General features: G+C 69.6%; 15 protein-coding genes. 10 read left to right on the top strand and 5 right to left on the bottom strand.

The window, feature by feature from the left end:
* The first annotated feature begins 107 nt into the window (after positions 1-107).
* The gene (locus tag ACIRU3_RS33085; RefSeq protein ID WP_404064229.1) at positions 108-1,214 is read left to right on the top strand and encodes a dipeptidase; all 1,107 of its coding nucleotides are present in this window, start codon (positions 108-110) and stop codon (positions 1,212-1,214) included.
* Positions 1,215-1,306: 92 nt separating this feature from the next.
* On the opposite strand, the gene ACIRU3_RS33080 is transcribed toward ACIRU3_RS33085, so the two are convergent.
* Together ACIRU3_RS33080 and ACIRU3_RS33075 are read right to left on the bottom strand one after the other, a co-directional pair.
* Entirely contained in the window at positions 1,307-1,699 is a 393-nt protein-coding gene (locus ACIRU3_RS33080) for a VOC family protein (RefSeq protein ID WP_404064226.1), read from the bottom strand.
* Between the two features lie 55 nt (positions 1,700-1,754).
* A complete protein-coding gene (locus ACIRU3_RS33075; protein WP_404064224.1) occupies positions 1,755-2,114 on the bottom strand; it encodes a VOC family protein in 360 nt (119 codons plus the stop codon).
* A 114-nt stretch (positions 2,115-2,228) separates the two neighbouring features.
* Between ACIRU3_RS33075 and ACIRU3_RS33070 the strand changes: the two genes are divergently transcribed.
* Complete coding sequence (locus ACIRU3_RS33070) at positions 2,229-2,735, top strand: CGNR zinc finger domain-containing protein (RefSeq protein WP_404064221.1); 507 nt, start codon at positions 2,229-2,231, stop codon at positions 2,733-2,735.
* 118 nt (positions 2,736-2,853) lie between these two features.
* Here ACIRU3_RS33070 and ACIRU3_RS33065 read toward each other — a convergent pair whose 3' ends face one another.
* Positions 2,854-4,197: a UDP-glucose dehydrogenase family protein gene (locus ACIRU3_RS33065; RefSeq protein ID WP_404064218.1), complete on the bottom strand. Its 1,344-nt coding sequence runs from the start codon at positions 4,195-4,197 to the stop codon at positions 2,854-2,856.
* A gap of 180 nt (positions 4,198-4,377) precedes the next feature.
* Here ACIRU3_RS33065 and ACIRU3_RS33060 point away from each other — a divergent pair, with 180 nt between their 5' ends.
* Positions 4,378-5,535, top strand: coding sequence for an acyl-CoA dehydrogenase (locus tag ACIRU3_RS33060; RefSeq protein ID WP_404064216.1), 1,158 nt, complete (start codon positions 4,378-4,380; stop codon positions 5,533-5,535).
* A gap of 63 nt (positions 5,536-5,598) precedes the next feature.
* On the opposite strand, the gene ACIRU3_RS33055 is transcribed toward ACIRU3_RS33060, so the two are convergent.
* Entirely contained in the window at positions 5,599-6,033 is a 435-nt protein-coding gene (locus ACIRU3_RS33055; RefSeq protein ID WP_404064213.1) for a spore-associated protein A, read from the bottom strand.
* A 17-nt stretch (positions 6,034-6,050) separates the two neighbouring features.
* On the opposite strand from ACIRU3_RS33055, the gene ACIRU3_RS33050 reads away from it, so the two are divergent.
* The 3 genes from ACIRU3_RS33050 to ACIRU3_RS33040 all read left to right on the top strand — a co-directional run bounded on the left by ACIRU3_RS33050 (position 6,051) and on the right by ACIRU3_RS33040 (position 7,264).
* Positions 6,051-6,251: a hypothetical protein gene (locus ACIRU3_RS33050; RefSeq protein WP_404064211.1), complete on the top strand. Its 201-nt coding sequence runs from the start codon at positions 6,051-6,053 to the stop codon at positions 6,249-6,251.
* Between the two features lie 117 nt (positions 6,252-6,368).
* Complete coding sequence (locus ACIRU3_RS33045) at positions 6,369-6,731, top strand: four-helix bundle copper-binding protein (RefSeq protein ID WP_404064208.1); 363 nt, start codon at positions 6,369-6,371, stop codon at positions 6,729-6,731.
* A 389-nt stretch (positions 6,732-7,120) separates the two neighbouring features.
* On the top strand, positions 7,121-7,264 hold the full coding sequence (locus ACIRU3_RS33040; RefSeq protein WP_404064206.1) for a hypothetical protein: 144 nt from the start codon (positions 7,121-7,123) through the stop codon (positions 7,262-7,264).
* Here ACIRU3_RS33040 and ACIRU3_RS33035 read toward each other — a convergent pair.
* The gene (locus ACIRU3_RS33035; protein ID WP_404064203.1) at positions 7,261-8,574 is read right to left on the bottom strand and encodes an LCP family protein; all 1,314 of its coding nucleotides are present in this window, start codon (positions 8,572-8,574) and stop codon (positions 7,261-7,263) included. The two genes, ACIRU3_RS33040 and ACIRU3_RS33035, sit on opposite strands and share 4 nt — an antisense overlap.
* 119 nt (positions 8,575-8,693) lie before the next feature.
* Here ACIRU3_RS33035 and ACIRU3_RS33030 point away from each other — a divergent pair, with 119 nt between their 5' ends.
* From ACIRU3_RS33030 to ACIRU3_RS33015, 4 genes are all read left to right on the top strand, one after another.
* On the top strand, positions 8,694-9,242 hold the full coding sequence (locus ACIRU3_RS33030; protein ID WP_404064201.1) for an acyl-CoA thioesterase: 549 nt from the start codon (positions 8,694-8,696) through the stop codon (positions 9,240-9,242).
* A 442-nt stretch (positions 9,243-9,684) separates the two neighbouring features.
* Positions 9,685-11,412, top strand: coding sequence for an LCP family protein (locus ACIRU3_RS33025; RefSeq protein WP_404064198.1), 1,728 nt, complete (start codon positions 9,685-9,687; stop codon positions 11,410-11,412).
* 289 nt (positions 11,413-11,701) lie between these two features.
* A complete protein-coding gene (locus ACIRU3_RS33020; protein WP_404064196.1) occupies positions 11,702-12,148 on the top strand; it encodes a hypothetical protein in 447 nt (148 codons plus the stop codon).
* A gap of 92 nt (positions 12,149-12,240) precedes the next feature.
* The gene (locus ACIRU3_RS33015; protein ID WP_404064193.1) at positions 12,241-13,197 is read left to right on the top strand and encodes a hypothetical protein; all 957 of its coding nucleotides are present in this window, start codon (positions 12,241-12,243) and stop codon (positions 13,195-13,197) included.
* The last annotated feature ends 5 nt before the right edge of the window (positions 13,198-13,202 follow it).

The following is a 13,202-nucleotide window of genomic DNA, read 5'->3' as shown; positions in this document are numbered from 1 at the left end:
CCCTGCTCACCAGGAGGATCCCCGCGCCCCGTGCGAACGTGGCCGTACGCCGACGTCGCGACGCGGCTCACGACCGACGTAGCTCACGACGACGTACGGAGCCCGCCATGGCCGACCTCCAGGACGACATCCCTGCCACGACCGAGGTCTGCGCGGACGACGGCCTGCCGGACGACCCCTTCGCCGAAGAGCCGTACGATCCGGCCGACGAGACTCTTCAGCAGGCGCACTCCGTGCTGGCCCGCCATCCCGTCGCCGACGGCCACAGCGGCCTGCCGTGGGCCCTGCGCCATCTGCCCTGGTACGACCTGGAGCTGGGCGAAATGGCCGTCGACACCGATGTGCCCCGGATGCGCGCGGGCCGTGTGGGCGCTCTGTTCTGGTCGCTGCACCTGCCCGAGGGGCTCGCCGGGGACCGCGCGGTGGGCGCGACCCTGGAGCAGCTGGAGCTCGCCCACTCGGTGACCGCCTCGCATCCGCAGGGACTGCGCCTGGTGCGCACCGCCGGACAGGTCATCGACGCCCGCCACTGCGGCCGGGTCGCCATCGTGCTGGGGCCGGCCGGCGCGGCCGCGCTCGACGACTCCCTGGGCATCCTGCGCATCCTGCACGCGCTCGGCCTGCGCGTCCTCACCCTGGCGGGCACCACCTGGGCGAGCGAGGCTGGGCTGACCCGGTTCGGCGAGGAGGTCGTCCGTGAGATGAACCGCCTCGGTGTCCTCGCGGACCTCTCCGGTGCCTCCGATGCCACCGTCAGCCGGGCGACCGCCCTCTCCAGGACCCCGGTGCTGTGCACCCGATCCGCCGCCCGGGCGCTGCGCCCGCACCCGGCCAACCTGCCCGACGACCTGCTCACCGAGCTGGGCGCGGCCGGCGGCCTGTGCATGGTGCCGCTGACCGCCGAGCAGACCGGCCCCACCGTCCGGGACGTCGCCGACCATCTCGACCATGTCCACGCGGTCGCCGGACCCCGGAGCGTCGGGCTGTCCGGCACCTTCGACTCCGGTGCCCCGCACCCCCGCGGCCTGGGCGATGCCTCCCGCTATCCCCACCTGATCGCCGAACTGCTCCGCCGCGGCTGGTCCGAGTCGGATCTGTCGCTGCTGACCTGGGGAAACGTCCAGCGGGTGCTCCGCAGCGCAGACTTCACGGCCCGCGCCGCCGAGCACCGCCGGGAGCCCTCGACGGCCCGTATCGCGGAGCTGGACGGCTAGGGGGTGTCGCTTGGATCACCTCGGACCCGGGGTGATCCAAACGACATCCCCCAGGTCCCGGACTTCCTGCGGCCAGTTCCTGCGGCTACTTCCTACGGCTCCTCGATCCGGCACAGACAGAACGGATGCCCGGCCGGGTCGGCGTACACCTGGAAGTCCTTCTTCTCGCGGTCCTCCAGGTCCAGCGGGCGGGCGCCCAGCGCGAGCACCTTCTCGTGGGCCGCGTCGACCTCCGCCCAGGTCGAACCCGCATCGAAGTCGAGGTGGAACTGCTGCGAGTTCCGGTCGGCACGCGGCCACTCCGGCGGGGTGTACCCCTCGGCCCGCTGGAAGTCGAGCCGCGGCCCGCCCGGGATCTGCAGCACCACCCAGTCCTCGTCCCCGGTCCGCGGGGTGCCTCCGGCCACGGCCGCGTAGAACGCGGCCAGTGCACCCGGGTCGGGGCAGTCGAGCACGACGGCACGGAGACGCGCGACGGCGGTCATGGGATCTCCCGGGGTGGCAGGGACAGATCGGGGTCAGCAGGCACAGATATCGGGGTCAGCAGGCGCAGATACAGAACGGGTGCCCCGCGGGGTCGGCGTACACACGCCAGGTGCGCGAGCGGTCCTCGGCGTCCAGCGGCTTCGCGCCCAGCTCCAGCACCCCCTTCTCGGCCGCGTCCAGGTCCTCGGCCACCAGGTCCAGGTGGAACTGCTGCGACCGGTCGGGCGCGGGCCACTGCGGCGGCGTGAACCCGGGTGCCTGCTGGAAGGCGAGGTCCTGGCCGCCCGGCACCTTCAGGTCCACCCACTCACCCTCCCCCTCCACGCTGCCGCCCAGCACCTCGGCGTAGAAACCGGCGAGCGCGCGCGGGTCCGGACAGTCCAGGACGACCACACCCAGCTTGGCGAGAGCCATGACTTCCTCCTCGAAGTCCGAGTTACCCTTGGAGACGGGTAACCGGTAACGGTTACTGCATGCTCCCGCATCGGCGGTAACGCTGCAACCGGATTCGGGAGGTAACTTGCAGGCATGAGTGAGAGATCGCCCGCCCCGGGAGGCCTGGCCCTGGTCGAGTCCCTGGTGAACACGCTGGACATCGAGTCGGGCGCCGACTCGCTGGATTCGGCGGACGGCCGGGCGCGCCTCGGACTCACCGAGGAGGAGGTGCCGCACGCCCGCACGCTGCGCGAGTCACTGCGCGCCGCGCTGCTCGCCCACGCCGGCCACCCGCCGCACAGCGAGGTGACCCCGCTCGGCGAGCTGCTCGCGCACGCGCCGCTGTACGTCGCCGTCGACGACCGCGACGGCTCGGCGGCCCTCGCCCCGGCCGACACCGGCCCGCTGCTCTCCCGGATCGCCGCCGCCGTCGCCGAGGCCCTGGTCGCGGGCACCTGGACCCGCCTGAAGGCCTGCGCGGCCGAGACCTGCCACTGGGCGTACTACGACCGCAGCCCCGCCGGACGGAGCCGCTGGTGCTCGATGCAGGTGTGCGGGGCACGCGCGAAGATGCGCAGGTACCGGGCGAAGGAGCCGTGAACCACAGGCGGTTCATCGGCCACGTATGTGCCCCGTGGTGCAGAATGCGAGAAGACGCCGATTCGGCCGACTGAGCCTCGGCCGAACCGGCGTCGTCCGGTTTCCTCTCCGGACACCGCTACGCGGTCGGGCGGCCCATCGCCCGGTACGTCCAGCCGGCCCGCCGCCACACCTCCGGATCCAGGGCATTGCGCCCGTCCAGGATCAGCCGGGCCGCCGCGACCTCGCCCAGCGCCGCCGGGTCCAGCTCGCGGAACTCCCGCCACTCGGTCAGATGCAGTACGACGTCCGCCGCCCGGACCGCCTCCCGCGCCGAGCCGGCGTAACCGAGCGTCGGGAAGACCTTGCGGGCGTTCTCCATGCCCTTCGGGTCGTACACGGTGACCTGGCCGCCCTGGAGGTGGATCTGGCCGGCCACGTTCAGCGCGGGGGAGTCCCGGACGTCGTCCGAGTCGGGCTTGAAGGTGGCGCCGAGGACCGCGACCCGCTTGCCGAGGAAGGAGCCGCCGCCGAGCGCCTCGCGGGCCATCTCCACCATCTGGCCGCGCCGGCGCATGTTGATGGAGTCGATCTCCCGCAGGAAGGTCAGCGCCTGGTCCGCGCCCAGCTCACCGGCGCGCGCCATGAACGCCCGGATGTCCTTGGGCAGACAGCCACCGCCGAACCCGATCCCGGCGCGCAGGAACTTCTTCCCGATCCGGTCGTCGTGCCCGATGGCCTCCGCCAGCTTCGCCACATCACCGCCGCCGGCCTCGCAGACCTCCGCCATCGCGTTGATGAACGAGATCTTGGTCGCGAGGAAGGAGTTCGCGGCGGTCTTCACCAGCTCGGCGGTGGGGAAGTCGGTCACCACGAACGGCGTGCCCTCACCCACCGGTGTCGCGTACACCTCCCGCAGCAGCTTCTCGGCGCGCTCGCTGCGCACCCCCACCACGATCCGGTCCGGGTGCAGGGTGTCCTGCACGGCGAAGCCCTCGCGCAGGAACTCCGGGTTCCAGGCCAGCTCGGCGTCCGCGCCGGCGGGCGCGTGCTCGGCCAGGTAGGCGGCGAGGCGGTCGGCGGAGCCGACGGGCACGGTCGATTTGCCGACGACCAGGGAGGGGCCGGTCAGATGCGGGGCGAGGGAGGCGATCGCGGCGTCCACGTACGACATGTCGGCCGCGTACTCCGCGTGCCGCTGCGGGGTGTTCACGCACACGAAGTGCACGTCGCCGAAGGCCCCGACCTCGGCCCAGTCCTGGGTGAACCGCAGCCGGCCCGAGGACCCCTCGATGCCCGCGACATGCTTCCGCAGCAGCTCCTCGAGCCCCGGCTCGTACATCGGGGTCTCGCCGCGCTCCAGCATCGCGATCTTCTCGGGCACGACATCGAGCCCCAGCACCTCGAAGCCGAGTTCGGCCATGGCCGCGGCGTGCGTGGCGCCGAGGTAGCCGGTGCCGATCACGGTCATCTTCAGGCTCATGGATGTGCTCCAGATCGGGTACGTCGGTGATGCGGAGCCGAGCATAGTCGGGCCGTCCACCGGGCAATTTCCCCGCTGTCGCCAAGCTCACGTAGGCGTCCTCCGGGCCGCCCTCTAAAATTTGAGTTACTTAACGGTAATTAGCGTCAGTATCACTGTGTCTTTGGAGCGTGAGAGACCGTGGCCGGAACGGCTGACTTCGACCTGTACCGCCCGTCCGAGGAGCACGACATGCTCCGCGACGCCGTCCGCTCGCTGGTCGAGGCGAAGATCGCGCCGTACGCCGCAGCGGTGGACGAGGAGGCCCGCTTCCCGCAGGAGGCCCTCGACGCGCTGGTCGCGGGCGACCTGCACGCCGTGCACGTCCCCGAGGAGTACGGCGGCGCCGGCGCCGACGCGCTCGCCACGGTCATCGTGATCGAGGAGGTGGCCCGCGCCTGCGTCTCCTCCTCGCTCATCCCCGCGGTGAACAAGCTGGGCTCTCTCCCGGTGATCCTCTCCGGGTCCGAGGACCTGAAGAAGAAGTACCTCGCCCCGCTCGCCAAGGGCGACGCGATGTTCTCGTACTGCCTCTCCGAGCCGGAGGCGGGCTCGGACGCCGGCGGCATGACGACCAAGGCGGTCCGCGACGGCGACCACTACGTCCTCAACGGCGTGAAGCGCTGGATCACCAACGCGGGCGTCTCCGAGTACTACACGGTCATGGCCGTGACCGACCCGACCAAGCGCAGCAAGGGCATCTCCGCCTTCGTCGTCGAGAAGTCGGACGAGGGCGTCTCCTTCGGCGCCCCGGAGAAGAAGCTCGGCATCAAGGGCTCCCCGACCCGCGAGGTCTACTTCGACAACGTCCGCATCCCTGCCGACCGCATCATCGGCGAGGAGGGCACCGGCTTCGCGACCGCCATGAAGACCCTGGACCACACCCGCATCACCATCGCGGCCCAGGCCCTCGGCGTCGCCCAGGGCGCCCTCGACTACGCCAAGGGCTACGTCCAGGAGCGCAAGCAGTTCGGCAAGCCGATCGCCGACTTCCAGGGCATCCAGTTCATGCTCGCCGACATGGCCATGAAGATCGCCGCCGCCCGCGCCCTGACCTACCAGGCCGCGGCCGCCTCCGAGCGCGGCGACAAGGACCTCACCTTCCAGGGCGCGGCCGCCAAGTGCTTCGCCTCGGACGTGGCCATGGAGGTCACCACCGACGCCGTCCAGCTCCTCGGCGGCTACGGCTACACCCGTGACTACCCGGTGGAGCGCATGATGCGCGACGCCAAGATCACGCAGATCTACGAAGGCACGAACCAGGTCCAGCGGATCGTGATGGCCAGGAACCTTCCCTAGCCGAAGCCGTTCACGGGCGTGGCCCGCACCCCCGAGGGGTGCGGGCCACGCCCGTTCGCCTGGTCAGCCGCAGTGGTCGTTCCACTCGATCTCGCTGCTGGAGGCCTTCACGCCCGAGACCGTGCCGCCCCAGTCGATGCAGTGGCCCTTCGCGTACACGTACACCGGGCCCGCGTACTTCTTGAACCAGCCCTCGTTCGTGTGCCACGAACCGCCCGAGACCTCGAGCTCCGCCACGATGTAGTCCGTGTCCGTGTCACTCGGCGTGTTCGTCATCGTGACCACGCAGTTGTAGCCGTTCGACGAGTTGTACGTCAGATACGTCACGCCCTCGGTCAGCGTGCCACCGACCTTCATCGAGTCGATGACGCTGTATCCCGAGCCGCACGCGCCGTTGTAGGCCGTCGCGGCGGACGCCTCACCGGCGCCGGCGATCAGGCCGCAGGATGCCAGGCCGAGCGCGATCCCGGTGGTGGCCAGCTTCTTGGTGATGCTCATGAGGTGTTGTCCCCCTGGTGGTCTCAGCCGCAGTGATCGGTGCGGTCGATGGTGATCAACTCGTCGTGATCATGTCGGCCGCGGTCACCCGCAACAAGTCCGCCCCTTGTGACGGTTGCCACACCGTCCGCGGCCGCTGTCCGGTGATTCCCCTGCCGCATCCACCCCCCGAATGGACCTGGGACGCGCTGTCCGGTGATCTGCCCCGGATCGCGTGATGTGCGGCCTACCCTGCGAATTGTTGCCGTTCGCCCAATGGCGCCGGGCGTCGGGCGGGCGTAGGACGGAACCACACGGGGCCCGCCCCCGGGTCCCCCCTGCTCCGAGGAGGAGCCATGACCCAGCCCGGAACCATGAGCGCCATGACCAAGGAGATGCAGGACTGCGTCGAGGCGTGCATGTCCTGCCACACCGTCTGCGAGGAGACCATGAGCTCCTGCATGCAGATGGGCGGCCAGGCCCAGATGCAGATCATGCGCGCGCTCATGGACTGCTCCGAGATGACCCGCATGTGCGCGGACATGATGATGCGCCGCTCGCCGATGTCGGCCGAGATGTGCGCGATGTGCGCCAAAGCCTGTGACATGTGCGCCGAGGCGTGTATGGCCATGCCCGACGACAAGCAGATGATGCGTTGTGCCGAGGCGTGTCGCCGCTGCGCGGAGATGTGTCGCTCGATGGCGGGCGCCCGGATGTGAACCACCGCCCCTGAGGGCGTTCAAGGGCGCCCTTCGTGGGTGCCCTTGAACTGGTGTGCGGCGGTCTTGGGCCATGATCGAGACGGAAGTGGGGGAGGCCGCATCGCCCTGACACTGCGGAGGCCCGGCGCGCTGCGAGGGCCCGGCGCGGTGCCGGGCGGGACCCGCTCGGCCGGGCGTGCGCGGCCGGCGGTGCCGTACCGCCCTCGTACCTGACGCGCCTCGACCCGGACGAGGACTTCATCCGCACCCCGGAGGGCCTTGCCGGGCTGCTGGACCGGGCCGGGTTCAGCGACGCCGAGGCCGGTGAGCGGGCCTGGGAGCACCGGACCACGGTCGATGAGCGGTGGCGCGGCGCGGCCGGCGGGGTCGCCACCGTCGGGCTGGTCGTGACCTCGCAGGACGCCGGGACCGTCGTACGGATCCGGCGGGAGTGCGGGCGGCTGAGCGCGGAGTTCGTGCCCGGGGACGCCGACGGGGAAGGGCACCCGGCCCTTCCCCGTGTGGCACTGCTCGGCGCGGGGAGCGCCTAGTTTCCGGAGACGGTGACCTTCTGGTCGTTCTTCAGCTCGTTCACCAGCGTCTTCACCTTCGCCTTGTCCCAGACGAGGTTGCCGCCGGTGGAGCCGGAGACCGGCATGTTCATCGAGGTGCCGTCACCGCCGCTGACGCCCTTCATCGCCCAGAACATGGACGCCAGGTCCCACAGGCTCATGTCCTTGTCGACGGTCAGCGAGTCCAGGCCCGCGCCCATGGTCGGGTAGAGCTTGAACGGGTTGAGGACCGTCGACGGGGTGGCCACCTGGTGCGCCAGGGCCGACAGGAACTTCTGCTGGTTCTTCGTGCGCTGCAGGTCCTGCGCCGCGAAGGCGTGGCGCGTGCGGACGAAGGCCAGCGCCTCCTCGCCGTTCAGCGTCTGCTTGCCCGACTTGAAGTTCGCTCCGGAGTCCTTGTCCTTGAAGCCCTTGTCGATGGTGATCTCGACCCCGCCGACCGCGTCCACGATCTTCGCGAAGCCGCCGAAGCCGATCTCCACGTAGTGGTCGATGTGCAGGCCGGTGTTGTACTCGATCGTGCGGACCAGCAGAGTCGGGCCGTCCTCGGCGTAGGCCGCGTTCAGCTTCGTGTGCCGGCCCTGGCCCGGGTAGACCTTCCCGGACGTCGAACCCTTGTACGAAGGTATCTCCACGTCCGAGTCGCGCGGCAGCGAGACCAGCGTGTCTCCGTTGTCGCCGACGTGCAGGATCATCATCGAGTCGGTGCGCTGGCCCTCGGCGGAGCCGGTGTGCAGCTTCTTCTTGTCGTCGGTCGACATGCCCTTGCGACTGTCGGAACCGACGATCAGGTAGTTCGTGCCCTCGCCGGTCTCGGGCCGGTCGATGACCTTGGAGAGGTCGACGTCCCGGTGCAGCTTGGAGTCGGCCCAGAAGTAGGTCGCCACCGAGGTGACGATCAGCACACTGGCCAGCGTGATCGCGGTCCACTTGATGCGCCGTCGCCAGTTCGGGGCGGGACGGGGGCCGCGGGTGGGCGTTCCCTCCGGTCCGCCGGGGCCGCCCGGGCCGCCGCCGTAGACGTGGCCCGTGTTGTAGCCGCTGTCGTAGTCGTCGTAGTCGTCGCCGTGTCCCTGGCCGTCGACGTACGACGGCTGCTGCGGAACCCCGGCGCCGTACGGCGGCGCCGACGGGCCGGGGTTGCCGTACGAGCGCTGCCCGGGCGGTACCGCCTGGCCGCGCTGCACATGGCGCATCGCGCGGGCGCCTTCCGGCTGCGTACCGCCGCTGCCGCGTCCGTAGCGCGGGCCGCGGTTGTCGTCGGACCATCCCTGAGGCCAGTCATTCATGCGCCCCAGTGTGCAGGGCTCAGCCGTGTGCCTTACAAGGGGTGTCGGAAAATCAGAGCGCCGCTGTTGCGAATCTGACACAAATTCCGCGAATGTCACTTCGGCATAAGGTGGGGGCCATGACAGACCAGGCCCCGGACACGGATCCGGACATTCCGGGCAAGCCGACGTCCGCTTCCCGCACCACGCTCAGCCACATCATGAGCCAGAACGACACCAACCTGCTGGGGACGGTGCACGGCGGGGTGATCATGAAACTGGTCGACGACGCGGCGGGCGCGGTGGCCGGCCGGCACTCCGGCGGTCCCGCCGTCACTGCGTCCATGGACGAGATGGCCTTCCTGGAGCCGGTCCGCGTGGGTGATCTGGTCCATGTGAAGGCTCAGGTCAACTGGACCGGCCGGACCTCGATGGAGATCGGCGTCCGGGTCCTCGCCGAGCGCTGGAACGAGTCCACCCCGGCCACCCAGGTCGGCTCGGCCTATCTGGTCTTCGCGGCCGTGGACGCCGACGGCAAGCCGCGCCGGGTGCCCCAGGTGCTCCCGGAGACCGACCGGGACCGCCGCCGCCACCAGGAAGCCCAGATCCGCCGCACGCACCGCCTGGCTCGCCGTCGCGAGATCCGCGAGCTGCGCGAGAAGCGTGCGGCGGAGGGTTTCGAGGACTAGGGGTGCCGTTCGGATCACCCCGGGTCCGCGGTGCCTGGCACGGCACCTCGCCGCGTCGTCGCATCACCCGGGTACGCCCAGTGCGCGGGTGATGCTCCGCCTTGCGATGCACCGCACCATGCGCCGCGGCCTGATCCGAGGTGATTACGGGACGGCCCTTGGCCCACTCCTTATCCCTCCAAGGAGTACGTCGAAGTCCAACTCCGCTTTTCTCAGGGTGAGTTGAGTAAAGCGGAGACCAAGTCACGGCTACCGTGCCCCGGATGCTGGGCAATTGCCCGGTTGTCCGCACGTGGGTTTTGTCACCGCCGCCGCCTGTCGCTGAACTGTGCGGATAGTGTGAGCGATCCGGTGCGGCGGACCACGGGGTCGCCCACCGATTCGACTCATTGAGGTTTTCGGGGGCGCCGGTTGTGTTGCCCCGGCGGAGGGCAAAGCGACGGTGGACACACAAGACCCTGGGCGGGGCGGCGAGATCGACCCCTCGGACCAGTGGGTGCTGAACCCGCTGACGGGTGAGTACGAGCTGCGAATGGACCCTTCCGTCGGGGAGCGGTCCGTGCCCGCGCCCCGCGGCTCCGCTCCGGAGCCCGCACCGGACCGCGGCAACGCACCGGACCGCGGCACCGACGCGCCCGGCCGGGAGATACCCGGCCAGCGCCGGCGCCCCGCCGCTGAGCCGGCATCCACGGCGCCGGGCCGTCGGCGCGGCAGGCAGCGGGCGACGAAGAAGTCGACGGGCAAAAGGATTCTGCTGTGGACCAGCGGCACCCTGGCGTTCGTCCTGGTCGCCGGCGCCGCCGGTGTCTACCTCTATCTCAAGCACCTCGACGGCAACATCACCACGACGGACACCGCCGGTGCCACCAGTGACTCGTTCAGCAAGGACAAGGCGTTCAGCATCCTGGTGATCGGTACCGACAAGCGCCAGGGCAAGGGCGACGCCGGCTACGGCGACGCGAACAGCGTCGGGCACGCGGACACCAACATCCTGCTGCACGTCTCCAAGGACCGTACGAACGCGACCGCGTTGAGCATCCCCCGGGACCTGATCGCCGACATCCCGAACTGTCCCACCAGGCAGCAGGACGGCTCCCTCAAGACCATCCCGGGTACGAGCGGTGTCCGTTTCAACACCAGCCTCGGTCAGCTGGGCCGCGATCCGGGCTGCACGGTCCGGACGGTCGAGCGGCTCGCCGGCGGCCTCAAGGTCGACCACTTCATGATGGCCGACTTCAACGCGGTGAAGACGCTGACGTCGGCCGTGGGCGGCGTCGACGTCTGCCTGACGCACGCGGTGAAGGACAAGGACTCGCACCTGGACCTACCCGCCGGACCCTCGAAGGTCGAGGGCGAGCAGGCCCTGGCCTTCGTCCGCACCCGGTACAGCTGGGGCAACCACGGCGATCTCGACCGCATCAAGGTCCAGCAGCAGTTCCTGAGTTCGCTGTTCCGCAAGATGAAGTCCGACGACACGCTCACCGATCCGAGCAAGCTGCTGGACCTGGCCGAGGCGGCGACCAAGGCGCTCACGGTGGACAAGGGCATCGGCAGGATCAGCACGCTCAAGGACGTGGCCATGGAGCTGAAGAAGGTGCCGCCGAAGAACATCACCTTCGTCACCCTGCCGGTCCTGGACAACCCCGCCGACGGCAGGTTCCACAAGACGGTCATCCAGAACAAGACGCCCGCCCAGCAGATCTTCTCGATGATGAACGATGACGTCTCCTTCACCGAGGTGCACAAGAAGGACAAGGCGAAGGAGGCCGCCAAGCTCAAGGGCCCCCGCTCCGCCGCCGCCGACGTCCGGGTCGACATCTACAACGCGGGCGCGCCCGGCGGTTCCGCCCAGGACGTTCTCGTCTGGCTGCAGACCAGCAAGGGTGTGCCCAAGTCCAGTCAGCTGGGCAACGCCGGCACGACGCAGAAGAAGACGACCCTGAAGTACGCGCCGGGGCAGGCCGACCAGGCGCGTGAACTGGCGGACATCATGGGGCTGCCGGCGTCGGCTCTCCAGCCGGGCAAGAGCGAGACCAACGCGCAGGGGCTGCCGGCGATCGTGCTGACGCTGGGGCAGGACTTCAAGGGCGCGGGTGTACCGCTGGGCGGCTCGGCCAAGGGCCCGGACGTGCCGAAGCAGACGGCCGGCGAAGTGAAGTGCGCCTCGTGACCGCCGTACCGGCCGCCGGTGGCCGCTGAGCCGGCGATTCTCTCGCGCAAACCATCGTGGGTCTCCCGTTCCGGCCGTTGATCACTTCACCGACCGGAAGTTCTGACTTGCCGGCCGGAAGATCACGACCCGACGCTTCGGTTGTCATGGCAAGCGCAAAGTTTGTTCACGTCCAGGGCAGCATCTCCACACAGAAATGGAGATTGACGGAACATCAACAAGCGTGATCCACTACGGCGTCAACTCGGGTTGTTTGCCATTCACATAACACGACATCAAGGGAGTCCTTGTGCGCATCCAGACCAAGCTCTTCACCGCCGCCGTCACCGGTGCCGCGGTGCTCGGTCTCGCCATGCCCGCGCAGGCAGCCAACCACCACTCCTCCGGCAACTCCACCGGCCGGTGCGGTGCCTCCGTCCTCGGCGGCGGCAACTACCAGCCGCTGTGCCTGTTCTTCGTCCACGACGGCTCGGGTGCGATCTGGGGCAAGGACGGCAGCACCTACAACCTGGCCGGCCAGACCTTCAAGAGCGGCTCGGGCCAGGGCTCGGGCCAGGCCGTGAAGAACAACGCGACCGCCATGGAGTCCGAGTACTACGAGAACCGCGGCGGCACCGTCTGGTTCAACAGCGGCTACAACGGCAACTACGACTGGTCGTACGACGGTGAGGGCGGCCAGCTCTCCTACACCTGGAACAACAACGCCTCCACCCAGGTCGGCATCGGCGTCGGCTGACCGGCCCGCCCCCAAGGTTGCCTGATCCCCGCTCCCTCGCTGCCGTTCCCTCGACGGAACGGCAGCGAGGGCCGTTTGACGTGAGACCACACATGACGATTACCGCTGGCCGGGCAGGCGTCGGACTGATCTGCGCCGTCGCCGCCGTCGGCCTCCTCGCGGGCTGTTCGAACGCCTCGCCGCAGGGGGAGAAGCCGCCGAAGCCGACCGTGTCCAAGGTGCCCGGCGTCACCTCGATCCCGCACCTCACCGACACCGCGGACCTGGCACTGCCCGTGGACGCCTACATGCCGACGGGGCGCGACCTGCTGCAGACGACCGACGCGATGACGACGCTGGAACAGCGCTGCGTCAGCCGGTACGGACTGAAGTACACGCCCACCGAGGCGCGGCTGCCGAACTTCAGCAAGAACTCGCGCCGCTACGGAGTTCCCGAATCCCTGCAGGTCGCGCGGGAGTTCGGCTTCCACATGACGCAGAACGACCCCCGCAGCCTGCCGAAGCACCTGGGCACTCCTCCCTCGCAGGAGGTGCGCACGGTCCTGACGGCCAGTTCCCCGCAGGGGCCCCTCACCAGTTACCACGGCATCTCCCTGCCCAAGGGCGGGTGTGTCGCCGAGGCGGACCGCGCCCTCACGGGCGGCGACGAGAAGCAGCGAGCCGGGCACTCCCCGGTGGCCGAGGAGATCCGGGCGCACTCCTTCGAGTACTCGCAGCTGGACCCGCGCGTCATCGCGGCCCAGACCGCCTGGAAGAAGTGCATGAGCGCCCAGGGGTACACCAACTACAAGAAGACGTTCGACGCCTCGGGCGACGAGCGCTGGAACGTCTCGACGGCGACATCGCAGGAGATCGCCGTCGCCGTGGCGGACTGGCAGTGCGCCAAGCAGGTCAACCTCGTCGGTGTCTGGTCCGCCGTGGAGAGCGCCTACCAGAACGCCGAGATCGAGAAGCACGCGGAAGAACTGCAGCAGGCCCGGGACGGGCTGCGGCAGCAGTCGAAGCGTGTCGCGACCGTGCTGGCCGGCGGCAAGCTGTCCGGTTCCTGAGCAGG

The organism is Streptomyces sp. NPDC101151 (genome assembly GCF_044768335.1).
Classification (GTDB): domain Bacteria; phylum Actinomycetota; class Actinomycetes; order Streptomycetales; family Streptomycetaceae; genus Streptomyces.
Note: the sequence above shows the minus strand (reverse complement) of the source record. Positions and strands in the feature narration are given on the sequence as shown.